Origin of the sequence: Thermoleptolyngbya sp. PKUAC-SCTB121 (genome assembly GCF_016919485.1) — a bacterium.
Taxonomy (GTDB): domain Bacteria; phylum Cyanobacteriota; class Cyanobacteriia; order Elainellales; family Elainellaceae; genus Thermoleptolyngbya; species Thermoleptolyngbya sichuanensis.
On the sequence record NZ_CP070366.1, the window covers coordinates 4,206,348 to 4,230,278 of the forward strand.

Sequence of the window (23,931 nt, forward strand, 5' to 3'; positions counted from 1 at the left end):
GGCAGGAGATATTGGAGTAAAGCGACCCTATCTTTGCATTATTCGCACTACTCTAGTATTTGCACTATTCCATCGCAGCACAGGTCAGCGGCGAGCCGCCAGGATTGGTCGCAGCGCGAGCAGCCTGGGCAACGCGAAAGTCGAGATTCGTCAGCCCGCCTGCGTCGTGGGTGGTGAGTCGCAGCGTGACGCGGTTGTAGGCAATCGTCAGGTCGGGGTGATGGGCGGCGGCTTCGGCGGGTTCCACTAGGCGATTCACAAAGGCGATCGCCTCCACAAAGTTCCCAAATGAGTAAGTGCAGGAAATTTCCTGTCCTGCCAGGGCCCAGTCAGATAGATCCTGCATTTGTCGGGCTATCTCATCACTGCTGAGCAAGACTGGGAGGGCGATCGCCCCCCGCGCTCCGGTTGCCATTGCCAGCACCAGTCCCAGCCCAGCGCCCAGTATCCAATTGCGCCGGGGTGCGAGATTTCTATGCATACGAAACTCCATTTTGATGGACTTGTTTAATGGGCTTAGAGGGACTCATCTGACTGCCTCAAAACTGCCTCAAACTTGTTCTCCTAGTATCACAACCTCTGGGCGATCGCCGCGGCCCAAGGGATCGAACCGTGTTTCTTAAAAAAGCTTTACGCAGAAATTAAACAGTTCCGTAAGCTGGTACTTTTGTGGTTAAATTTTGCAGTCTTGTTTTCTAGACTGCTGCAAGCTTCGCAGCAAATATTTAAGGTTGAAACATATTGGCGCACCCAGAGGTCATCACCAATGGGCGCTTTGCTGTTTTCTTGGCTTTGCTGTTCTGATTGCTGCTTTTGATCGCGGTCGATTCAGCTTGGATCGGGCGTGATCTTGTTTCGGGTGCGCTGGAATGTCGTTTCGGCTCGCATATCCGTCTGGCAGCGTTCCAATATGAATGGTTATGAAATGCTTTTCAGCGTTTTGCAATTTCAGCGCCTTGCGTGCAGAACGCATTCTTAAAAGCATTCCTGAACGCATTCTGTAACTGTTCTGTACCTGTGGTGTGACGTAGCGTACTCTCCTATGATTCAACCAAACTCATTCCCTAACAACCCTCTTGATCCTCAAGATTTTAATCTCCAAACATTTGCCAAGCCAGTTCCCCGAATAGATGTACAAAACCTGACGCAGAGGCTGTTTCGGCAGCAGCATCTTGTACCTGGAAAGCCCGTTGTGGTTTCCTGCGGGCTGGTGGCATGAGGTGTCTAGCCTCGGAACCGATGCCGTCTGTTCGGTAAACCGATTTTGGAACGTGTTGCCGTTGTCGCGGGCGCTGACGAACTGGAGTAAGTGGCGTGTTCACTTGGGATTTGTGATGGCGATGCCTCATCTGCTGGGCAATCTGGCAGGGGCGATCGCCAGCACAGATCGCGAGCAGTCCTTTCGTAAAATCATGCAGCGGATGTGAGGAGAGAGGATGAAGTGAGAAGGGTGGGGTGATAATGGAGCAACTGTGCCATCCACACTCCATCCCTCTTAGGCTCCCCATACTCAAATCCCCACCCCCGTTATTGTGACTGCGATCGCCCCTGTCAAAACTGCTCCCCCGCGCCGCACCCGCCGTCCGGTCGGGCTATATGCCTCGCTGCTGCCGCCGCTGGTATGGACGACGCTGCTCTATTTTGTCCCTTTGGCGCTGCTGATTTCCTACAGCGTGTGGCGGCTGGAGGCGTTTGATATTGTCAAAGAGTTCAGCCTGGTCAATTTCAAAACGATTTTTACGAATGCCGCCTATCGCACGGTGATTTTGCGAACCGTGGGCACGGCGCTGGGAGTGACGCTGATTGATATCGTGCTGGCGCTGCCGCTTGGCTATTTTATTGCGCGGTTTGGCGGCAAGTGGCGATCGCTCCTGACGATCCTCGTCATCCTGCCGCTGTGGTCAAGCTATCTGGTGCGGGTGTTTGCCTGGAAAATCATTCTGGGCTATAACGGCGTGTTGAATACGGCACTGCTGTCGCTGGGCATTCTTCAGGAACCTAGCACGGTGTTCCTCTACAACCAGTTTTCGACCATGCTCACGTTTGTTCACGTCTGGCTACCGTTCATGATCTTGCCCATCATCACCGCCTTCGAGCGATTGCCCCAAGACTTGCTGGAAGCCTCCGCCGATCTGAACGCACCGCCGCTCACAACTTTTCGCCGAGTCATTCTGCCCCTGGTGAGACCGGGCGTATTTGCGGGTTCTATCAGCGTGTTTGCGCTGACGATGGGCGACTATATCACGCCGAGTCTGGTAGGCAGCCCCAGCGGCATCATGTTGGGTAACGTCATCTCATCCCAGTTTGGTGTGTCCTACAACTGGCCGCTGGGCGCAGCGTTTTCGCTAGTGGTGATGCTGATTGTATTTGGTGGACTGGCGATCGCCCTCCGCCAGGGAGCCTTGGAAGCCTAAGGTTTGAAGCCCAAGCCTGGAAGCCTGAGGGTTGAAGCTGGGTGGAATAAATGCGATTTTGGATTTTAGTTGGTGTCCCGATTGATTCGCAGTTCCCTTCGGAGAATGGAGACAAGTCATAAAGCAAGTCATAAAAAAGGCACTGACATACTTGAGAGGGTGTTTGAAAAGGTATCGCCTGTAATGTTAAGCACTCAGAGATCCCCCCTAGCCCCCCTTAAGAAGGGGGGAAACCGCCTTAAAGTCCCCCTTTTTAAGGGGGATTTAGGGGGATCTTGCGCGCTTTGCTACAAACAGTAGGACTTTTCAAACATCCTCTGAGACATCAAACTGATTGCCCTCATCCCCCAACCCCTTCTCCCCGCTTGGGAGAAGGGGAGCCAGCTATGGGTTTGAAGTCCCTCTCCCGCTCTGGGAGAGGGATTTAGGGTGAGGGCTGAAATTGCTGCGTGAAGTACATTAGTGACATAAAAAAGGGATGAAAGCATCGCTCTCACCCCCCGCAATCTCTAGGAGACATCAAATCTAGAAACGAAACATAAAGCAAAGCACAGACACTGAGCCAATCTGCCCTAGTTCAGCGGTTGGCGATCGCCCGCAGGCGGCAAGCCACGTTCCGACGCAGGCGGCAGGTAGCTATCGTCAAACACTTCGCCAATCGGGGGTGGAGTCACTTCAAACACGCCAGCCACCTGCTTGATCGTCTGCTCAAAGCGAGCCGGATCGATGCCGCCCAGACCGTTCGCCTCAGTCTCCGGAGTGACCCACAGCCGCTCTAGGGCAATCTTTAGGCGCTGCTTTTCTGACACTTCCTCCATCAGGGAATCGCCCGCCTTCATCACCGATGCCAGCCCCGCAGCCGGGTCTTTGATCACGTCCTGCATTCCTCGGAAATAGGCCCGCAAGAAGCCCCGCACCACGTCGGGATTCTGCTCCAAGAAAGACTTCTTGACCACAATGGCATTGCCATAGAGATCCAGCCCAAAGTCGTTGTAGTAGAACATTGTCAAGTCAGACTCTTGCTTGCCTGCCTTGGCAAGCGCAGGCAAGATGCTGGTCGAAAACCCGCTGACGGCATCGACATCGCCCTTAACCAGAAACGTTTCCCGTAGTTTTGGCTCCATCGTAATCCATTCCACCGAGTCGGCAGGAATGCCCACCTGTTCTGCAAACACAGGCCAAAGCTTGCGCGGCGCGTCTCCGGCAGGTGCGCCCAGTTTCTTGCCCTGGAGGGCTTTGGGATCAGCAATGCCGTTGGTGGACAACGTGGCGATCGCAAACGGAGAGCGGTTGTAAGGCACGGCCACCGCCACCACCGGATCATTCGGATTCTTCGCGTTGAACTCGATCATCGAGTACATATCGCCAAAGCCGATCTCCACCGTCCCCGCTGCAACATCAGTGATGGTCTTCGCAGAGCCATAACCCCGCTCAATCACCACGTTCAGCCCTTCCTCTGCAAAGTAACCCTTCTCGCTGGCCAGCGTGATCGGCGCATTGTCTCCTTGCAGGAGCCAAGAGGGGTTGACCTTGATCGTCCGCAGTTCGTTCGGAGCCGTCGGGGAAGAAGCCGCCGTCGTCCCTGGCAATGCCTCTGGAGCAGTCGCCTCTGGGGTAGGCGTTTGGCAACTGCTCAGCAGCATGGGGGAAGCAACCAGAGCAATGGAGAGAAATCGAGCCAGCCAATTAAGTTTCATAGTGCGCTTTGAGAGTTGATCTGCACCAAGCAATGCTTCAAGTTGTTTACTACAGGGTGTCCCTAGCAACGCTGAACCTACCTCAACAACTGAGCTTGCGCTGTCGAGAATCCTGCATCAGTCCTGAAAAGTTAAGCGCATTGCCTGCACAGATTGCCTGCACAGATTCAGTTCAGCTCAACAAATCATTTAAGCGATAGCAGGCGAAACAGCGCAAAATCAATACTCAGCAAACCTAATGAGGACACTGCTGGAAGGGCGCAGGTGAGCAGTGCCCTTGGCTTAGTTTGGTTCAGCGTAAGGTGTACTGTATACACATCCGAAGCGGCGAAACGTGACCCAGGCTACAATTTGCGATCGCCAACTTTTGAAAATTCATTAAGAACCTTGTCAAAACTGGCAAAACTACCGTCTTAAAAACTCTTTGCCTTAATTCCCAGGTTTTGTGTCAAGAACTACAGAATCCCTTCCTGCTTAGCTGCCCAAATGGAGGGCATCTTGAATGCGTCAAGGGTTTTCTCATCATGGTTCAATCCGAAACAATCGACAGCGCTGCAAAAACCGACAAGCCTGTCATTCTGGAGTTCGATCGCATTGGTCTGCAATACCAAGTCGATGGCAATCCGCGACGCATTATCGACGAGATTTCGCTGAACATTGCCGAGGGCGAGTTTGTGTCGTTTGTCGGGCCGAGCGGCTGCGGCAAAACATCGATTCTGCGGATGGTGTCGGGTCTATCGCCCGCGCCCCTGGGAGAAATCCGATTTCGCGGAAAAAAGATTACCCAACCGCTGAAAAACGTTGGCATTGCCTTTCAAAACCCGGTGCTAATGCCCTGGCGCAATACGCTGGCAAACGTGATGCTGCCGCTGGAGGTAGTGGAGCCGTATAAGCAAGAAATTCGCAATCCCAGCCGCAAGGCAATCCACGCTCGCGCTGCGGAAGAGCTGCTGGCTACGGTGGGGCTGAAGGACTTTGCGAAGCAGTATCCCTGGCAGTTGTCGGGTGGAATGCGCCAGCGGGCTTCGCTATGTCGGGCGCTGATTCACAAACCTGAAATTTTGCTGCTCGATGAGCCGTTTGGGGCGCTGGATGCCTTCACTCGTGAAGAGATGTGGGTGATGCTGCAAGAGCTATGGATGCACAATCGCTGCACCTGCATTTTGATTACCCACGACCTGCGAGAAGCGGTGTTTTTGTCTGACACGGTGTATGTCATGGGGCCGCGACCTAGCTCGATTATTTACAAAGTGGACGTATCGCTGCCGCGCCCCACTACGCCAGACATGATGCTATCGGACGACTTTAACCACATTGTGGCCGACCTGCGTCGCCACATTCATCGCAACTAGCGCAGCATCATTTTTTCTATTCTCATTTTTCTATTCTGCTTTATATTCCGCTTTGCCTCCGCAATCCCTGCTTTTACCATTCTTCTGGTTATCATGACTACGTTCGATCGCCTTGAAAAATTCTCTCGTACCAAATCTGCCAGCATTATATTTCCAGCGGTGGCAACCGTGCTGCTGTTTGTGTTTTGGGAGCTGATGGTGCGGTTGTTCAATATTCCCAGCTACAATCTGCCAGCCCCGTCTGCAATTTTGCAATCGGCGATCGCCCGCAGTTCGGCTTTGTGGGAGAATTCTATGCAAACGCTGTTCACGACCTTGGCAGGGTTTCTGCTGGCGATTCTGGCGGGTGTGATTCTCGGTTTCATGATTGGCTATTCGCGGCTGGCATACATTGTGCTGTACCCGCTGCTGGTTGGGTTCAATACCATTCCTAAGGTGGCGCTTGTTCCGCTATTTGCGCTGTGGTTTGGAATTGGCACGATTCCGGCCATCCTCACAGCGTTCCTGCTGGCATTCTTCCCAATTGCGGTCAACGTGGCGCTGGGGCTGGATACGGTGGAACCAGAGATGAAGGACGTGATGCGATCGCTCGGCGCATCTCAGCTCGAGATTTTTCAGAAAATCGGCTTTCCCCACGTCATGCCCTATGTCTTTGCATCGCTGAAGGTGGCAATTTCGCTGGCGTTTGTGGGGGCAGTGATTTCGGAAACTGTCGCTTCCAACAAGGGCATTGGCTACCTCATTGTCACCGCCAGTTCCAACTTTGACGTACCACTGGGGTTTGCGGGTCTGATGGTGCTGGCAATTATGGGGACTGCGCTCTACGGATTCTTCGCGGCGGCTGAAAAATACCTAATCTACTGGGCCCGTTAGATCGGTGCTGCTCGACCACCTGCCGAAAATGGGTCACGGTGTCCGTCGTCTCCCAGGGAACAGCGCCCTGCGGCCCAAACCAGCGCTCAAGCGACTGTGTCGCTGTCGTTTCTCCCGTCAGCACGCCTTGCATAAAGCGAATCAGGCTTTGATTCACCTGGGCACGAAACGGCAGATCCTGTTTGGGTAACAGACAACCATACACCTCGCGGCTAAAAGGCTGGGGAGGAATGACTTCATAAGCGTCGGGATCGGGGAGCGATCGCCGCAATCCCTCCAGCAAGATGCCGTCGCTGGCCAGCGCGTCAATCCGTCCCTGTTGTAGCAAAGACAGCCCCTCAGCGCGATCGCCCACGGACACAATTCGCGCCAGCGGCAGCCGCCTGCGAATTAGCTCTGCGTTAGTTGTGCCCGATACGCCGCCAACTCGTAACCGATTGCCCGAAAGCCCCTGCCCCCGCGCCAGCAAAAACTGCGTCCCTGTCACGAAATAGCCGACCGAAAAATCCACCATCGACTCGCGGCTGAGGGTAATGCTGCTTGTGCCACAGGCTACGTCCAATGCGCCCTGGCTAACCTGGGCAAACTGCTCTGCTGCCGTCGTAGGCACCAGTTCTAGCTGAATCCTCTGCCCCAAGCTGCGAGACAAATCCGCCTGCATTCGCCGCAGCAGGTCAACCGAATATCCCATCGGTTCGCCCGACTCATCCAGCGTGCCAAACGGTGCAGCATCCGTACGAACCCCCGCCCTCAGCACGCCCGTCCGCTGAATTTTCTCCAGACGCGCCTCTGCCCAAGCGGGAGCCAGCATCCCCAGCCACAGCAGCAGCCCCAAGCTCGCCAATCTACCCCGCCTCGCAGTCCTGCGTTTGTTTCGAGACATCCGCCTCTCCTAACTCCAGTCCTCAACCTTACTCCAATCCTCAACCTTTCGCCAGCTTCAAAATTTTCTGGGCAACCGCCTCGTCTACCGGCATCACCGATAGGCGATTGCCCTGGCGCACCACCAGCAGTTCCTCTGACGAAAAGGTTTGCCGCAGTTGTTCCAGCGTCACTATCTGAGGAAACTGCTCCACAAACTCGACCTGCACCGTGCGCCAGCGGGGATTGTCCTGCGGCGACTTGGCATCGTAATACTTGCTCTTGGGGTCAAACTGCGTCGGGTCTACGATATCCGGCTGCGACACCTGCATCAGCCCCACAATTCCCGGCGGCGTGGCGTTGGAGTGATAGAAAAACGCGCGATCGCCCACCTCCATTGATCGCAAGAAATTTCGCGCCTGATAGTTTCGCACGCCATCCCAAATCGTCTGGCGATCGCGCTCCAGGTCTTCAATGCTATACACATCTGGTTCCGATTTCATCAGCCAATAGCGCATCAGTGGTTCGAGGTCAGGGGTTACGGGTTAGGGGTTAGGGGAATGCAAAGCAGGGAAAAAGCGTATTCCCGCAATGCTTTGACCCTTCATGACTGCAACGCTCCCCCACGGCAACGCTCCCCGACAGCAACGCTCCCTCACGGCAACGCCCCCTCTACCCCAGTCTCCGGCAGCGGCCGCACGATGGTTCCATTGGGGGGTGCTTCAGGATTCGCGTCAACAGTGCCATCGGCAGGAGTCCCATCCACCGGAGCCTCTGCAAAGATGGCATCGAGGGCCTGCTGGAGCGTTTCCGCCATAACGATGCGGTTTCCATAGGCCACGATGACCCTTGTGAGGGTGGGCAGACGGTTTTGATCTGCCTGGAGGTACAGCGGCTCGACATAGAGCAACGAGTCCTCCACGGGGATCACTAGCAGATTACCCTGGATCGCCCGCGAACCCTGCCGATTCCACAGCGAAATCTGCTGAGAAATCAGCGGATCTTGGTTAATGCGGGCTTCGATTTGCTCTGGGCCAAAGATCAGCCGCTGCTTGGGGAAGCGATAGAGCAGCACTTTGCCATAATTTTCACCATCGGAGCGAGCCGCCAGCCAGCCAATCAGGTTTGTGCGCTGGGACGGCGTGAAGAGGCGCAGCAGAACAAATTCTTCCGCATCGGCGATGGGCAGCTTGGTAATCAGGTAATAGGGCGCAACAATTTGCGACTCGTTAGCGTAAATTTCATTCGGTTCGCGCCATTCGTCTTCGCGGTTGTAGAAGATTTGCGGATCAGTCATGTGGTAAGTCATGAGCTGGTTCGACTGCACCTGATAGTAGTCCTGCGGATAGCGAATGTGATTGCGGAGAGCCGGGGGCATGGAGTCGAACGGGCGGAACATCTGAGGCAGCAGACGGCTCCAGGACTGGATGATCGGGTCGCTGGGGTCGGCAATATAGAAGGTGACGCTGCCGTTGTAGGCATCGACGACAATCTTGACGGAGTTGCGAATGTAGTTGAAATCGTTGTTGCGCGGGTCGGAATAGGGGTAGCGATCGCTCGTCGTGTAGGCATCAATAACCCAGTACAGCGAACTGGGCGGCGAGTCGGTGTTGCTAATCTTTTCATCTAGTTCAACTGCGACCGGGTAGGGGTCACGGTCAAACCGCAGGAAGGGGGCGATCGCCTGCACCCGCTTGACGATATTGCGGCGATAGAGCAACTGCGATTCTCCCGTCAACTGGTCGCTAAACAGCATTCGCCAGTCGTTGAGATGCCGCGCAAACAGCAGTCGCCGCCAATAAGACCCGATGGGGATGCCGCCACTGCCGCTGTAGGTGTTGTAGACGTTTTCGCCGCCGCTGGGATAGTCCAACTCTAGGGCGCGAGTGCGCGTCAGCACGAAGTTATTGGTCAGTTCGCCAAAATAAATGCGGGGATTGTCGGTCGGCAGCAGGGCAGGAATGCGCGGATCGCTTACAACTTGCTCCACGCCTTCGACAAAGTAGCTGGGTAAGCCACCCTCATCGGCGGTGTTCACTGGGCTGACCGTAAAGCCATAGCCGTGGGTGTAAATGAGGTGTTGGTTTACCCAGGTTTGGGCATCGGCGGGCACGCCGCTATAGTCCAGTTCGCGGGCCGCGATCAGGACTTGCCGTAGGCCAATCGTGCCCTGAGTGGTCGGCAGCTGGTAACGGTCGAGGTCGGCATCGGGAAATTCGTAGTAGGGGCGGATGCGCTGAAGCTGGCGGTTCGTCTCCAGCAGCGGGCGCGAGTCCCATAGGCGGATGTTGTCGATGGTGAGGTTGTTAGCTTGCAGATCCTCCCGCGTCAGGTCGGTCTGGGGGTCAAAGATATCGTCCTGAATGACCTGTAGGTTAAACGCATCTCGCGTGAGGGCGATGGTGCGCTGAATGTAAGGCGTTTCCAGCGCCAGTTCGTTGGGCTGCACAACGAAGCTTTGCACTACAAAAGGAATCAGCGTCGTGGCGATCGCCGCAACAGCCAGATGCAGCATCGGCCCCCAAAACAGCGGCGGCACTCGACGCGGCAGCAGCGCCACGGTTTCCTCCGCCCCCAGCCCAGAGCGCAGCGGCAAATCAACCGCAGCCCCCGACCACTGGGCATATTCTGCAATTCGCTCTTCGCGCGATCGCCAGCCCCGGAGCGATAGAGCAGAATCCGCCGAAGCCGATGGGACGCGACCGCGAGACTGCGAAGCGAACGGTGGCAACCCTGGTGTCGCTGCGGTTCGAGAAACAAAGCCCCGATTCGGCAGACTGGCCGCCGACCCCCGCAGCGGCGCAGCCGACACCGCCGGAACCGCCCGCCAGCGCTGCGAGGCGATCGCCTGCCACAGCAAAATCACCCCCAACACCAGCGCCGCCACTGCTAAGATGCTGTGAATCGGCAGCCGCACATGGACATTGGTAAAGCCAGCCCCGTAGGCCACGCCGCTGGTGGAATACAGCAGCCCGTAGCGATTGAGCCAGTGAGCCAGGGCGATCGCCAGCATCAGCACCCCACCCAGCCCACAGAGATGACGCAACTGCGGCAGCGACCAGCCCAAAAATTTCCCCTCGCTGAGGCTGTCGCCCGCCAGCAAATAGACCAGCACCACCGACAGCAGCCCCAGCAGCGTCAGCCCCATCGCCCAATAGGACAGCAACTCCAGCGCAGGCAACCGAAACACATAAAAGCCAATATCTTGACCAAACAGCGGATCGGCTCGGTCAAAGGGCGTGGGCGAAGCGGCGAGCAGCAGTTTGGCCCAATATTCCGACAGCACCAGCCCAAAGCCCAGACTGGTGAGCAGCGCCCAGCCCCACAGCAGCACTCGCGGATACACCAGCAGCCCCACCGCCAGCCCCAGAATCATCAGCGCCAACCACGGCTGCTGAAAGCTCTGAATCAACAGTTGCCCTAGCACCTCAGCGCGAAATCGCACTGGGACTTGGACGGCAGGGGTATAGACGCTGAGGGCTGGCCGCCAGTGGCTAATCGCCACGCCCGCGTGATAGGCCAGCGCCGCACTCATCAACAGGCTGATGCCCGACACCAGCACCGCCAGTGGACGCAGCCGCAGCCCCCCAAACCGGGGAATCGCAGTCAGGTTCAGGTGTGGGTCAGAATGTCGATGGGCGATCGCCAAATTTCCCCACAGAAACACCAGGCTCAGCCCAAACCCCAGCAGCCCCAGCCCTCCCTGCACACCCAGCCGCAGCCAAAACACCCGCAGATGCTCCACCCGCTGAAACCACAGCCCCTCTGCAACCAGCAGCCGCAGCAAATCGAGCAGCAGCAGACCTCCCACCCCGGCTAGCGGGATGGCATAACGGCGCGGGAGTCGGAGCCAGCAGGGAAGGGGCATAGGAAAGAAGCGGGAGAACCGAGAGAGGCAGCAAGGGATCGGGTGTCAGAAGACTCGACCAGAATCCTGGGGTGGAATCCTAGTCTTGAACTAATCCTCATGCTGCCAGTCGAGGAGTTGTCGCCATTCGCGGACGGCAAAGGGAGGAATCGTCAATTCGAGCGATCGCCCCTCTTCTAACGGTAGCGCCAACCGCAGGGGCATGTCGGTTTGCAAGCGTAACATTGTGTCTCGAAAATCGTACTCGCCAACATTTCCTGCCAAATCATCATTCAGGCGAGACGTGCCAAAGACATCGGGAGCAGTCCACTGTTCACCGCTCCCGGTGGAAATGCTGAGCGGCTGGGCATGGGCCAAGTAGGCCGCCCCTGGATAGCCCACCAGCCGCAGCCGAAAATCCACGACCTGTCCATCGCGCACCCGCTTAAACAGCACCGCCTGCCACGCATGATCCGACTCGTCTCGCAGCGTTTGGAGCGATCGCACCATCACCTGCCCCCCACCCTCCAGATAGGGATGAATCAGGGCAATCGCAGGCAACGCCCACCCCAACCACAGCACTACGCCGCACAACAGAACCAGACCCCAACGCCCCAGCCGTTGAATTTCCATAAGCCAACCTTGCATGATGCTCTGGTTCTTATATAGCAGGGAGCCGGAGATTCCGGGGGGATTGATGCCGCCGTTCATGAATTCTCCCAACAACGGAATCTCGATTTTAGATTTCAGATTTTCGTTCTTCCTTCTTCGCTCTTCGCTCTTCCTTCTTCGTTCTTCCTTCTTCGCTCTTCGCTCTTCCTTCTTCGTTCTTCGCTTTCGCTCTTCGCTCTTCCTTCTTCCCTCTTCCTTCTTCCCTTTTCCACCAACCCCCTCCCCTCCCTCAGCCTTCCAAATACCGTTCCCACATCTGCTCGTAGGCGCGTTCCATGTCGCGGGTAAACTGGCGGGCATTCCACAGCGGCGAGGTCTGGCGCGATCGCCGCAATTTGGCCTGAATCTCTTCGCGCAATTTCGCATCCTTGCCCAGTCGCACGCCCCATTCCACATACTCTTCCGGCGTATGGGCGATGCCTTCGGTAATGCCTGCGTTCATCATCATGCCGTAGCTGTTGCGGCTGGCAAACTGTTTGCCCACCTGCGTCACCATTGGAATGCCCATCCACAGCGTTTCCATCGTGGTCGTTGCGCCGTTGTAGGGGAACGTGTCAAGTACCACATCGGCGATCGCCAGATTGGCCCGGTGGTCTAGCTCTGTCTTGTCGCGGCTGAGGAAACGGAGGCGATCGCCCGCCACACCCTCTTCTTCCGCAATCTGTAAAAACAGCGATCGCACCGACTCCGAATCCCCTGCCCCCTTAATTAAAAAGTAGCTATTGGGAACCTCGCGCAAAATTTGCATCTGCCGCCGCACCGTTTCGGGATGGCGCTTGTAGGCAATCTGAGCGCTCAGGTAAATAACGGCATGGCTGGGAATGCCCAAATCGTCGCGCCGCAGCGTCGGCACACCCACCTCAAAGCCGTCCACCGCCAAATACGTCTGCGGCAAACGCCAGATGGTCTCGGCATAGTATTCGTCGGCATCGTCAGGCACGACGTAGGAATCGGCAATGAAGTAATCCACCGCCGGTAGACCCGACGCATCCATCCCCAGCCACGTCACCTGCACGGGCGCAGGCTTCAGCGCCAGCACGCCCATGTTCAAATCAGACGTAATGCTATCTAAATCAACCAGGATGTCGATTTCATCTTCACGAATAGTCTTGGCAATGCCCAGAATGTCGCCTTCGATGGCGTAAGCGCTGTCGGCTTTGCTGGCAAACCATTCGCGCCCAAAGGCCCCTGGTTCGATTTGCTGATTAAACAAAACGTGTATGTCAAAGCGGTCGTGGTCATGATGATGCAGCAGCCAGCGGCTCAGCCAGCCGACCGAGTGCGCCCGCATACAGCGCGAGATGTATCCTACTCGCAGCTTTTTGCGCTCGACGCTCCGCACCAGCGGCGCTTGCGGATACGGGATGTAAAGATCGCTTTTCTGCTTAACAGATGCCGTGAGATCGTCTTGATAGAGCTTGGCCACTCGATTTTGCAGCGATCGCGTCTCTCTGGGCGAATCGCTAACATACGGGTAAAAGTACATCGACGCAGTTAAGATCGAAGCGTCCAAGAGCTGATCGTCTTTAAACTCGTACTCAGCGAGAAAGGTTTCTGAAAGCGCCGTGATGTCTTGCAGCGTCGCCGTCACCCGTTCCCACTGTCCGCCGCGAATCATCAGCCCCCGCAGCAGCATAGCAGTCCCCATCCAGCGCTGTAGTGTTGTTTGAGTGCCCGCCAAAAACCGCTCCGCAAAGTCGATTCCCTTGTCGTATTGCTCACTGTCCTGGTAATAGGCGCTCAGCCGCAGCAGCGTGGCGGAATGATAGGGGTCAATTTGATGGCATAATTCCGCATAGGGAATGGCGCGACTGTAGTTGATGATCTTGGAAGAAATGTTGTAGGCTGCCGCCAGCAGCGGGTCGATCCAGTCAGCTGGCTGCTCCACTCGTGGAATAAATGCCTGCACCAAGGCAATCACAGCAGTTTCGTAGGGGATGGTTTCCAGCAGTTGCTTGACGAGGGTAGACAAATGCTCCATCTCTGCGGCGGCGGGCTGCTCCGTCCGGAGCCACTCAATTAAGCCCAACTCCTCCAGACTGTTTGCCTGGAACTGCTTTAGCTCTAGCTCAAGTTCCACCAGGTGCAGCGCATTTTGCCAGTCTGCTGGATTGACTTCCCGCAGATGGCGGCGAATCAGCCAGGCCGCTTGCGCCTGTCCTTTGCGCTGCTGGCGCAGGGCCTCGGTGTGCAGGAGGTTTGATAGCTCTGTCGTCCAAGGCTCAAGCTGGTCTGGCGCTGCCTCAGACATCATCATTGTCCAAAGCAGTTGCGCTTCTTCTTCCTGTTTTTGCAACAGCCGCACCAAGCCCAAATGCCAGACTGCCGAGGGAATTGCAGCGTTTTCCTCGATCAGTTGCTCCAGCGCAACGGCGGCTGCATCATAGCGCTCAGCCCGAACCAGGGCGATCGCCTCTTGCAGCCTGGAATCGACAGGGGCGGCGCTATCAGACACAGGCTCGGAACTCAAAGTCAGCTCTGTCATAGGAATCGGGGGGTATCTTGCAAGGGAAAAAGCTGGGGCAGATGCAAACTTGCAGGGATTTAGAGAGCGATCGCAATGCTGACTCTCTGTTCGATTAGGTTACCCAATCCTCCCGCAAAAATCGAAACGCTGGCGCACTCTGACGCACTCTGACCCACCCTGACGCACTCTAAAACAAAAGGCTGTCAGGAGATTCTCCCAACAGCCTTCTGTAAAAGAAAAGAGAACGTAGCACCAGTTGCGAGTTGAGAGAAAAACAGCGCTACGGCTGACTCCTCTCCATCGCAGTCCGGCTTACATCCAAATCCTACGGGCAGACGGTACCTGCGATCGTGGGGACGCTACCAATGCCGCCTTCGCACAGCAGCGCTAGGGTGGTGGCGCTACCATCGTTTGCGGTCGCAACCCACACCTTGCCAGCGTAGCCCTTCAGCGTTGCGGTCGGGGTAGCGGTGGTGGTTGCCACAGCAGCCGCGCCCGAACCTGCGGCGCTAGAGGCGTAGGTGTAGTTCTTGGTGTTGCTGATGCCCAGTTCCAGGTTGCTCAGCGCACCAAAGGTGTTCTTCTCCAGGAAGTAGGCTTGCTGACCCCGGTTGATAGAGCCGACGTAGGTTTGAGCCTCAGACTGGCGAGCCTTGTTGGCTTGGTTCAGGAAGGAGGGCAGCGCGATGGCAGATAGGATACCGATGATGATGATCACCACCAGCAGTTCGATCAGGGTGAAGCCTTCTTCGCCGTTTTTCTTGTCGATCAGGTGCTGCAAAAATTTTGCCTTCAGTTCAGTCTTCATAGGGTAGAGTCTCCTTGAGGTTGCGGGATACTGGGTTTCTAACTCCTAGCGTTAATTTGCCCAGCTTGCGTCAGTTTCATATCAGGGGTCTCAAAAATTTTCTGGGATTTTCCGAAGGGCTGAAAGCCTTGCAGTGTCAGGAATCTAACTCAGTGAGTACGTATAAAAACGCATCGAGTCGGTTCAACAAATTTTGTACCCTGGCAAATGCCGTGTTCTCACTGAGTGGCTCCAGCGTTGCCCAGTCTGTGGGCTGGATCTGTTGCCAGCGCTGGGCTAGGGCTGCCACGGTCTGAGCGCCCTCCCAGAGGGGCAGCAGGCAGGCGGTTTCTAGGGCCGTCAGCAAGACGGGGCCCATTGCAGGCAGGTCGATGTAGCGGGTTAGCTCGAAGGGTTGGCTGGTTTCAATCTGGGCGATCGCCGCTTCTCGGATCGGCGCAGCCCGCAACACCGGATGCAGATGCACCCTTGCCTCCTGCCATGCTTCATCATCCCAGGCATCGACAGGAATCCCCGGTGGGTCCGCATCCGCCCGCACACACCAAAAATCCATCAGGCGATTGACCGGATGTAGCAGTTCATACATACGTAATTGCGCTGGCGGATCGGCGGTCATCAGGCTCATGCCCCATAGCGCGGGCAGGTCGTCGCCGTCCTTAAACAGGTCGGGCACTTGCCAGTGTCGCCAGTTCACCATGCTGAGAAATTCCAGATTAGCCGCGCCCAGCAGGTCAAACACGTCGGGAATCGTGAAGCCTTTGTCGCCCACCAGCAGATGATTCGCCAAAATGCTGCCGTCGCTTTCGGGCCGTTCATATTCAGGCTTCCAGGCGTGCTGCTTTAGCACTACGTCTGGCTTTAGGGCTTTCATCGTGTTGATCACCACCTGCACGGCTTCGCTCTGGGAGGTTTCCGGCTTCATCAGCCCGATCGCCCGAAAGAGTTCCTGCGCTCGATAAAACGCATGGCGCTGGAGGGCACTGTGCAGATTGACCCGCAGGATGCCGTCGGGCTTGAGAACGCTGGTCATGGCCTGTAATGCTGCCAGCGGATCGGGCACGAGATACAGCGTCTCATCGCAGTTGATGTAGTCAAAGTGCATCCCCAGGCTGGGCAAGTCTTCGATCAGCAGCGTATAGAACTCGGTGTTGGGAATTTGGTGATAGTCGAGCCGCTGCCGCGCCAGCTTGACCGACGCTTCCGACAGGTCAACGCCGATGATCGTGGCACCGGGATTGGCGATCGCCAGCAGATGCGCCTTATAGCCCGTCCCACAGCCCGCGTCCAGGATCACCTTGCCTACGGTATCCACTGCTCGCCGATAGCGCAGATAGTAGGGCGTGACCATGCTATGCACAAACTGCATGTCATAGTCCGCCAGGGGTGACTGGTCGAGCGGAATCCGGGGATAGGGCGCGTTGTCGAACTGGGCGCGGAGCTGGTCGAGGGTAGAAGAGGACATTGGGGTCATGGGGGAACGGGATAATCGCTCAGATGATTCAGATGAGTAAAGGGGGCGTTGATGTTGTTCGTTAATGATGTTGTTCGTTAATGTTGTTCGTTGATGTCGTGGCATCACGCCATTGCGCTAAAGCTCAACTAGGACAAACAAACACCGCTCCAGCCGCTTGATCAGTTCAACCGCTTGCCCCAAGGCAGCATCCGGGGTCATCGGTTCCAGGCTGGGCAGTTGGACGGGGTGGAAGCGCTGATACTGATGGGCGATCGCCGCGATGGAGTGCGGCCCGTCCCACAGCGGCAGCAGCGAGAGTGCCTGACTGCTGCTCAGCACCACGGGCGTTGGCGAAACCTGGCTGAGGTGGCGACTTATTTCAAACGGCTGAGAAGCCTGACACGCCGCCAATAGTGCCTGACGCACTCGCTCGGTGCGGAGTTGGGGATGCAGGTGCAGGGTCGCCCGCTGCCAGTCGCTCAGCGCCCAGTTTTGAACTGTCCGGTCTGGGCGAGAGTCGGGCGGTTCCGCTTCGGTGGCAACGCCGCACCAGGCATCCAGCAGGCGATGCACCGGATTCAGCAGTTCGTAGAAATAAAGCTGGTCTTCAATCGAGCAATTGGGCACCAGTTGATCCCACGGCTCTGGCAGCGCATGAGGATTTTGGAACAGGTCGCGCAAATCCCAGTGCAGCCAGTTCACCATGCTGACCAGCTCCAACCCCGCCTCGCGCAGCAGCCCAAACAAATCGGGAATCGTGTAACCCTTGTCGCCCACCAGCAGGTGATCCACCAGCACACCCTCTGGCTGCTGATCATAAATTGGGTGCCAGGTGGTGGTTTTCAGCACGACGTGATCCTGGAGGGCGTTCATGGTTTCATGCACCAGGCCCACCTCCAAATCCGTTGGATTGTCGTCCATCAGCCCCAGCATCCGAAACAGGGCTTGCGCCTGATAGTAGCGGCGGCGCTGATAGGCGCTGTGCAGGTTTACCCGCAAGATGCCGTCAGGTTTTAGCGCCGATCGCATTGCCTGCAAGCCTGTCAGCGGGTCGGGCAGCAGATACAGCACCTCATCGCAGTTGATGTAGTCGAACTGTATCCCCAGGTTGGGCAAGTCTTCGATCAGGCCGGCGTAGCACTCTACCTGATCAAACCCGTGATGCGCCAGCCGTTGCTGAGTCATCTCTACGGATTTTTCCGACAAGTCCATGCCGACAATCTTTGCGCCCGGATTGGCCTCCGCCAGCATCAGGCACTTGTAACCACTGCCGCAGCCCGCGTCCAAAATCAATCGATCTTGTGGGTCGATGACGCGACCATAGCGACGGTAGTAGGCCGTCACCAGGCTGTGTTTGAACAGAGAGTTTGGATCGTCCTTGGGCGACTGCTCCAGCGGCACACGGGGATAGGGCGCATGGTCAAATTGCTGGCGGATTTTGTCCAGGGCTTCGGGGGAGAGCATGGGTGGGAAGAGGGAAGAGGGAAGAGGGAAAAACGAAGAAGGAAGAACGAAGAGGGAAATAGGAAGGATTGTGGAATTTGCGATTGTGTCTTCTGTATGAGTATGCCCATCTACGAGACAGAGTTACCTGGGCAGCGTGACCTACGCGGGCGATCGCCCTTTTATCCCAAAATCACCCAACGTCCATCACTCCGACTCCTGATCGGCCAACCGCTCTTCTCGCAGCGCCCGCAAAATCGGAATCTGGCGGTATTGATCGGGCTGGACGGCGGCCCAGTCAATTCCGGCGGGCTTGGGGAATGTGTGGCGAGTGGCGATCGCCCCTTCTGGCGTGATCACCCAGTCCAGCGGCCAGTCGTGCGGCTCTACGGGCAGTTGGGCTGCGTCCACCAGTTGCAGCGCGTGGATCGTGGTGACGATTTGCGTATCGGGCTTTAGCAGGTTGAACTGTTGCAGCATCGCCAGTTCCAGGTCGGCGAAGCCCGCGCCCTTGCCCGTGCGCCCGCCCGCGGCTGTGGCGGCGACGCTGCCCACGACGACCAGATCGATGGGCTGCATCTCTTCAAAGCGGACGAGGCGACCGTGGATGAGCGCCTGACGCATGGCGGCAACCTGCTTGAGGGGAATGCCCCGCTGCTGCAAGTCGGCCGGGTCGAGTTCGACGAAACACTGGCGGCGGGTGAGGCGCGGCACGGCCATATAGAGGCGCTTGCCGTCTTGCAGCGCCCGCAACCGCACGGGGGCTTGGGGACGGTCGGGGTTGCACTTGACGACCCGGGCCTGCTGCCAGCCGGGAAGCGCGGCCAGTTGGGCAGCGGCGGCATCAGCTCCAACGAAGTGGGGAATATGGCACACCGGGTTGCGGAGGGCTGCGCCGCTGTCCTTGAGGGTCTGCCAGACTTGCATCCGCAGGTGGGCTTTGGCGGGATGGCGATCGCCCCATTCCACCGCAGGCGGGTGGGCATTTGGATCGGCGGGCGGGCCTGTCATCCGTTCAGCCCTAAGGTGATGATGATTTGGATGCCGGAGCCATCAATCTGGTCGCGCAGGGCCTTCATGGTTTTGAGGGTGACGGGTTCCACCCAGTCGGGCGCGATTTCCGCCAGGGGCCACAGCACGAAGGCGCGATCGCGCATCCGGGGATGGGGCAGTTGCAGGGTGGGCGTGTTGACCATGCGGTTGCCGTAGAGCAGCAGATCAAGATCTAGCAGCCGGGGGCCCCAGCGCTCTCGCCGCACTCGCCCAAACTGACGCTCAATTTCGAGCAGCGCGCTCAGCAGCGTGTCTGGCGGCAGCAGCGTATAGACCAGCACGCAGGCGTTGATATAGTCTGGCTGGGGCGGGCCAACGGGGGCAGTTTTGTATAGGTGCGATCGCTCGATGAGCTGCACACCGGGAACGCGGGCGATCGCCTCAATGGCCGACTCGACAATCGCGATCGAATCACCCAGGTTGCTGCCAAGGGCGATCGCCGCCCGCACCGCATTCGGCAGCTCAAATTCATCAATCATGGAAAATTATGGAAAGTAATCAGGAGAATTACCAGGTGGGATCCACGTAGAGGTTGATGGTGAGCTGGGTCGCCCCAGCGGGAACTGCACTAATGCAAGCGCACACCGACTCGTCGCCATTCACCTCCACTTCGCAAGCATGACAAGACCCCATCAAACAGCCTGTAGGAATCATCACACCCGCCCGTTCCGCCACCTCCAGCAGCGGCTCGCCGGGGTCTGCCTGCACCGTCACATTGTCGGGCAAAAAGTGAACTTCTACACTCATTTCTAAATCATGTCTAAACTCATGGGCGACGCAGATCAGCTATCCAAAGATCAGCTATCCAAACCAAAGATCAGCCATCCAAATAAGACGACAGCGCCGATAAATCCAGGTAAGACTCAAAGGCATCAGCCAGAGAGTCTAACATAGACTCCCGCTGCTCTCGATAGTTGGAGACACCCGTTGGCAGCGACTTGAGTCCGCGCTGCTGCCGCAGTCGGTTCAGCCAGGCCCGCCGCCACGCGCCATTGTCGAAAATACCGTGCAGATAAGTGCCCCAGAGCGACTGGGTAGAGTCCACCACGCCCAAATTGCGATCATCAAACAGCGGCTTGAACACGGGCCCCTCCGGCTCTTGGTCGGCATCGGCCAGATGGGTGCGTCCCTGGTGAATTTCATAGCCCAGCACCGGCAGCCCCACCTGCGGAAAATTAGACGTGACCTGTCGCTGCCGCGCCACCTTTTGCCCTGTAATTACCGTCTTAATCGGCAGCAGACCCAGCCCCTTGTAACGGCCTTCTTGACCTTCCACGCCCTCCGGATCGGCTAGCATCGTGCCCATCATTTGATAGCCGCCGCAAATGCCCAACACCGTTCCGCCCGCAGCAGCGTATTTCTGAATCGCCTCAGCCAACCCAGTGCGCTGGAGGGCAATCAGGTCGGGAATGGTCGTTTTGGAACCTGGCAGGATGACGGCATCGGGATAGCCCAGGGAATCCTTTAGCCCGATATATTTCACTGAAACGGTAGGTTCCGCCTCTAGCGGGTCAAAATCGGTAAAGTTTGAAATGCGCGGCAGGCGAATCACAGCGACCGTCACTTCGTTGCCGCCGCTCTGTTGCCCCCGATCAAACAGCGAGAGCGAGTCTTCTGCCGGAAAGGAATGCTCCATCCAGGGAATCACCCCCAGAACCGGAATGCCCGTCCGCTCCTCTAGCCAGGTGAGTCCGGGGTCGAGCAGCGCCTTTTGTCCACGAAACTTGTTAATGATGATGCCTTTCACCAGAGCACGCTCCTCTGGCTCCATCAATTCCAGCGTGCCGACAATCTGGGCAAACACGCCGCCCCGCTCAATATCGGCAATCAGCAGGGTCGGCGCGTTGAGGTGGGTGGCAACGCGCATATTGGTCAGGTCACGCTCTTTCAGGTTCACCTCGACCGGGCTGCCTGCCCCCTCACACACGACCAGGTCGAATTCTTCGCTCAGCCGCGCCAGAGATTCTTCGATCGCCTGCCAGCCTAGCTCGAAATATTCGGCGTAATAGTCAGCCGCACTGACGCGCCCGACAGGCCGTCCCTTCAGCACCACCTGCGAAGTCATATCGCCCTGGGGCTTGAGCAAGATAGGGTTCATCTCCACGCGGGGCGCAACACCCGCTGCCCAGGCTTGCACTGCTTGAGCATGACCAATTTCTCCACCCGTGGCGGTAACGTAGGCATTGAGCGCCATGTTTTGCCCTTTGAAGGGGGAAACTCGCCAGCCCCGGCGACTCAGGATGCGGCACAGGGCCGCCGTCAGCATAGACTTTCCGACATGAGACGCAGTTCCCACCACCATGATGGCTTTCATCCAAGACCTCCGAAAGAACGTAGGCGAGCAGGGGCGATGTGCATGAGCAAGGTGCGAAGCAGGTACGGGCGCAGGAATAGATAGTTTCTTTCGAGATGTTTTGACTCGCTGTTTTGATTTACAGCCTATGAAGCAAGAAAACCTGAAAGACTGGCGGAAATTTCAGAGTAGAAATGAGCTACTGAAGCCAGGCAGGTGGACGAAACCAGCGAGATAGCAAATTGGCAAGGCGATCGCCTAGGGTTGGTGCGGGAATCCAGTTGCGCTCGACCCACTGGTCTACCAGAATGCGGCCCAACGGCGTAAGCCGAAAGCTATCGGTGAGTCCCTGTCCATCGACCTCGCGCCGCAGGACACCCACATCGATGAGCCAGAGCAGCGCATCTTCAGCAGCCAGTTCCGCCAGCGGGCGGCGAGTATAGCGCTGCTGCACACCCGATGATCCGGCGATCGCCCTCAGCGACACTCCCTCCTGGCGCATCGTGGCGAACAGCGGCAGCAAAAAGGGGGAACAGGCGACTGCCCGGCGGGCCCGCTTAAGCGTAGACAGCGGATACCTTGGAGCAGATTGATCGGGGGTCGCAGCGCGGTCGGGGGGCTGAATCGCAGTCATAGGCGCAAAAAAGGCTAGACGCAAAAAAGGCAGGGGCGAAACACAGAGCAAGAGAACACGAGGCAGACTGACAAAGGTCGGAATGCGGCACTCTGCGTGAGATGACGGGCGGGCAGTAACGGGCGTGAAATCTACGAGTCTACGACTCAGGCAGGATGATGGGCTAGCAAAACCCAGAGCATCCTACCAGAACCAGGCTCGAACGTGGCTTTTGCAAACAACGCTTCGTTTATTCTAGGGCCGATAGAAAGGACGGGGCGATCGCACGACGGTCTGACTTCCAGAATGCCCCAATTTGCCCTGAAAGCAACAGAAAAACAGGACTGGCAAGTTTGGAGGGTTTCGCCACTGTAGCCCAAAAGAAACCGATTCACTCGATTCACCAGTCCTGCCAATCTTGAACTGACTACAGGCGTTCAAGCCCAGTATCAAGAGACATAAACAAAAGGGTTGACGGATTTAGTACATAAATACTATTTTGAGCTACCATGAGGGATATGCAGAAGGAAGTACTTACGTACTAACTCGGATCATCTTTAATTTTAGTGCATTTGATTTAGCGCATGATTTAGCGCATCTGAGCAAGCGCTCCGAATCAACGGAGCAAGACCTGAGCAAATCGACCCGCTCGCTGCTCTGCGCTATCCCAGGTTCTCAGACTGTCAGCACGCTTCAGGAGTTGAACGCATGAAGGAATCCCCCGCCGCCCAACCCACATCCATGCCCGCTAGCCAGGTCGAGATTCGCGCAATTCAGGAGCGGCTCCAGGCCATTCGGGCTGGACAAGTCGCTGTCTCGTCGTCCCCTGCCTCCCGCATGGTAGAAATGTTTCCTGCCAAGAGCGCAGCTCCAGGACGGATGAGCGCGAATCGCGAAGCGATCCCTACGGGAATCGCCCCTCCAGAACGCCCTCTAGAGCGCAGTCGTGCTGGTGTTGCGGCGCAAAATCGCCCTACGGATGCCGACGTGACTGCGGCCGTCCGCATAGCCGCCGCCGAAGCCCAGCAAGCCGCCGAATTGCAGCAGGCTGCCGAGTCGCTGCGGGCCATGTCAGCAGCGCTGACCTCAACCTTTGTGCCGTCGGCTCCGTCTGGTGTGCCGTCTGCGTCGTTTGCGGCGGGTGCTGCACCTGTGGCCGCTGCATCGCCCAAAACCCCGATTGCCGCTGCATCAGGGCGCAGGTCTCACCCTGAAGCGCCGACCCGTCCTGAGTTCCCGGCGGCGGAAGTGATGCGCTTGCTAGAAGTGAAGGCAGACGAAATCAACCAGCTTTCTGCTGCCCAAGAAGCCGCTATGCTGGAGCTAAAGGCGATCGCCCAAAAGCTAGAACGCGACTGGAAAGCCCTGGACACCCAGCAGTACATCTTTGCAGGCGAGGCGAGTGACCTGCCTGCCCTCTGCGAATACCTAGACCCTGAGGTTCCCCTCGTGCAGCGAGATGACAGGGGCGCATTTGTGGTCACCAAGCGTCCGGTTGACCTATTCCAGGCAGAGCGCGATGCCGAATGGATGGCCCAAAGTCTGCGGCATCGAGGTGATGGGCACAGCAGCGGGTCGGTTGGTGGGGGACGGCGACATCGCTCCACGGGGCTTGCGCCAGCGCCCTCCTCGTCGGCGATCGCAATCGCACTTACGGCGGCTCAGCGGACGCTGCGGGGCTTGATGGCGCTGGTCAGCCAGGTGCTATTGCCCAGCGATCGCCAGCGGACGGCCCGCTCGATGCAGCGGCAAAGCACCCCTGCCACAGCAGGGCGGCCCCCCATGACGGAAGCACCCTCGATGCAGACCTCTGCGGTGCTGCTGATTGGCGCGGCGATCGCCCGTATCGGCGCAGACTGGCTGCTGGCGGTGAATGCGGGCTTCTGGCTCCCCGTTGCGCTGCTGATTGTCGCTCCGGCGGCCCTGGCAATCTATCGCACAACCGTCGCCCCACACACCAGCGTCACCTGGGGCTATCGGATTTTCCTCATTTTCCTGGGGCTGTTGATCGGAGGGCGCGTGCTATGACCTCAGTTTTACTTGGAGCGATATGGCTCCTGATTGTCTTCAGCGGCCTGGTGATGG

The 23,931-nt window shown here is 57.4% G+C and carries 20 protein-coding genes; 5 read left to right on the plus strand and 15 right to left on the minus strand.

Translation table 11 applies throughout. From position 1 onward, the window contains the following. Positions 1 to 64 precede the first annotated feature (64 nt). On the minus strand, positions 65 to 415 hold the full coding sequence (locus tag JTM80_RS17225; protein WP_172359063.1) for a 4a-hydroxytetrahydrobiopterin dehydratase: 351 nt from the start codon (positions 413 to 415) through the stop codon (positions 65 to 67). A gap of 757 nt (positions 416 to 1,172) precedes the next feature. On the opposite strand from JTM80_RS17225, the gene JTM80_RS17230 reads away from it, so the two are divergent. Beyond that, the gene (locus JTM80_RS17230; protein WP_205369931.1) at positions 1,173 to 1,427 is read left to right on the plus strand and encodes a hypothetical protein; all 255 of its coding nucleotides are present in this window, start codon (positions 1,173 to 1,175) and stop codon (positions 1,425 to 1,427) included. 105 nt (positions 1,428 to 1,532) lie between these two features. Then, positions 1,533 to 2,414 (plus strand): ABC transporter permease, encoded by an 882-nt coding sequence (locus JTM80_RS17235; RefSeq protein WP_205369932.1) that lies wholly within the window; start codon positions 1,533 to 1,535, stop codon positions 2,412 to 2,414. A 572-nt stretch (positions 2,415 to 2,986) separates the two neighbouring features. On the opposite strand, the gene JTM80_RS17240 is transcribed toward JTM80_RS17235, so the two are convergent. Then, the gene (locus JTM80_RS17240) at positions 2,987 to 4,111 is read right to left on the minus strand and encodes an ABC transporter substrate-binding protein (protein ID WP_225906665.1); all 1,125 of its coding nucleotides are present in this window, start codon (positions 4,109 to 4,111) and stop codon (positions 2,987 to 2,989) included. A gap of 524 nt (positions 4,112 to 4,635) precedes the next feature. Here JTM80_RS17240 and JTM80_RS17245 point away from each other — a divergent pair. After that, positions 4,636 to 5,463 (plus strand): ABC transporter ATP-binding protein, encoded by an 828-nt coding sequence (locus tag JTM80_RS17245; protein ID WP_172358131.1) that lies wholly within the window; start codon positions 4,636 to 4,638, stop codon positions 5,461 to 5,463. Between the two features lie 93 nt (positions 5,464 to 5,556). Continuing rightward, on the plus strand, positions 5,557 to 6,336 hold the full coding sequence (locus JTM80_RS17250; protein WP_172358132.1) for an ABC transporter permease: 780 nt from the start codon (positions 5,557 to 5,559) through the stop codon (positions 6,334 to 6,336). Here JTM80_RS17250 and JTM80_RS17255 read toward each other — a convergent pair. From JTM80_RS17255 to JTM80_RS17315, 13 genes are all read right to left on the minus strand, one after another. Then, on the minus strand, positions 6,269 to 7,180 hold the full coding sequence (locus JTM80_RS17255; protein ID WP_172358133.1) for an amino acid ABC transporter substrate-binding protein: 912 nt from the start codon (positions 7,178 to 7,180) through the stop codon (positions 6,269 to 6,271). The genes JTM80_RS17250 and JTM80_RS17255 overlap by 68 nt on opposite strands. Positions 7,181 to 7,259: 79 nt before the next feature. Next, positions 7,260 to 7,715 (minus strand): EVE domain-containing protein, encoded by a 456-nt coding sequence (locus JTM80_RS17260; protein WP_172358134.1) that lies wholly within the window; start codon positions 7,713 to 7,715, stop codon positions 7,260 to 7,262. A gap of 137 nt (positions 7,716 to 7,852) precedes the next feature. Continuing rightward, positions 7,853 to 11,065, minus strand: a complete 3,213-nt coding sequence (locus tag JTM80_RS17265) for a UPF0182 family protein (RefSeq protein WP_205369933.1) — start codon at positions 11,063 to 11,065, stop codon at positions 7,853 to 7,855. 90 nt (positions 11,066 to 11,155) lie between these two features. Further along, a complete protein-coding gene (locus tag JTM80_RS17270) occupies positions 11,156 to 11,692 on the minus strand; it encodes a DUF3122 domain-containing protein (protein ID WP_172358135.1) in 537 nt (178 codons plus the stop codon). A 253-nt stretch (positions 11,693 to 11,945) separates the two neighbouring features. Then, positions 11,946 to 14,201 carry an O-linked N-acetylglucosamine transferase, SPINDLY family protein gene (locus JTM80_RS17275; protein ID WP_205369935.1) on the minus strand — a complete coding sequence of 752 codons (2,256 nt, stop codon included), beginning with the start codon at positions 14,199 to 14,201 and terminating at the stop codon, positions 11,946 to 11,948. Positions 14,202 to 14,508: 307 nt separating this feature from the next. After that, entirely contained in the window at positions 14,509 to 14,991 is a 483-nt protein-coding gene (locus tag JTM80_RS17280) for a type IV pilin-like G/H family protein (protein WP_205369937.1), read from the minus strand. Positions 14,992 to 15,127: 136 nt separating this feature from the next. Beyond that, positions 15,128 to 16,462 carry a class I SAM-dependent methyltransferase gene (locus JTM80_RS17285; protein ID WP_205369939.1) on the minus strand — a complete coding sequence of 445 codons (1,335 nt, stop codon included), beginning with the start codon at positions 16,460 to 16,462 and terminating at the stop codon, positions 15,128 to 15,130. Between the two features lie 117 nt (positions 16,463 to 16,579). Beyond that, positions 16,580 to 17,908 carry a methyltransferase domain-containing protein gene (locus JTM80_RS17290; protein ID WP_205369941.1) on the minus strand — a complete coding sequence of 443 codons (1,329 nt, stop codon included), beginning with the start codon at positions 17,906 to 17,908 and terminating at the stop codon, positions 16,580 to 16,582. Positions 17,909 to 18,094: 186 nt separating this feature from the next. Next, entirely contained in the window at positions 18,095 to 18,898 is an 804-nt protein-coding gene (locus JTM80_RS17295) for a 5-formyltetrahydrofolate cyclo-ligase (protein ID WP_205369943.1), read from the minus strand. Then, positions 18,895 to 19,419, minus strand: a complete 525-nt coding sequence (gene folK / locus JTM80_RS17300; protein WP_172358141.1) for a 2-amino-4-hydroxy-6-hydroxymethyldihydropteridine diphosphokinase — start codon at positions 19,417 to 19,419, stop codon at positions 18,895 to 18,897. Before folK ends, JTM80_RS17295 begins: the two co-directional genes overlap by 4 nt. 28 nt (positions 19,420 to 19,447) lie before the next feature. Further along, positions 19,448 to 19,687: a 2Fe-2S iron-sulfur cluster-binding protein gene (locus JTM80_RS17305; RefSeq protein WP_172358142.1), complete on the minus strand. Its 240-nt coding sequence runs from the start codon at positions 19,685 to 19,687 to the stop codon at positions 19,448 to 19,450. 70 nt (positions 19,688 to 19,757) lie between these two features. After that, positions 19,758 to 21,254 (minus strand): cobyric acid synthase CobQ, encoded by a 1,497-nt coding sequence (cobQ, locus tag JTM80_RS17310; protein WP_172358143.1) that lies wholly within the window; start codon positions 21,252 to 21,254, stop codon positions 19,758 to 19,760. Between the two features lie 178 nt (positions 21,255 to 21,432). Next, positions 21,433 to 21,867 carry an Npun_F0494 family protein gene (locus JTM80_RS17315; RefSeq protein WP_205369944.1) on the minus strand — a complete coding sequence of 145 codons (435 nt, stop codon included), beginning with the start codon at positions 21,865 to 21,867 and terminating at the stop codon, positions 21,433 to 21,435. 687 nt (positions 21,868 to 22,554) lie between these two features. Here JTM80_RS17315 and JTM80_RS17320 point away from each other — a divergent pair. Then, positions 22,555 to 23,874 (plus strand): hypothetical protein, encoded by a 1,320-nt coding sequence (locus tag JTM80_RS17320; RefSeq protein WP_205369945.1) that lies wholly within the window; start codon positions 22,555 to 22,557, stop codon positions 23,872 to 23,874. The last annotated feature ends 57 nt before the right edge of the window (positions 23,875 to 23,931 follow it).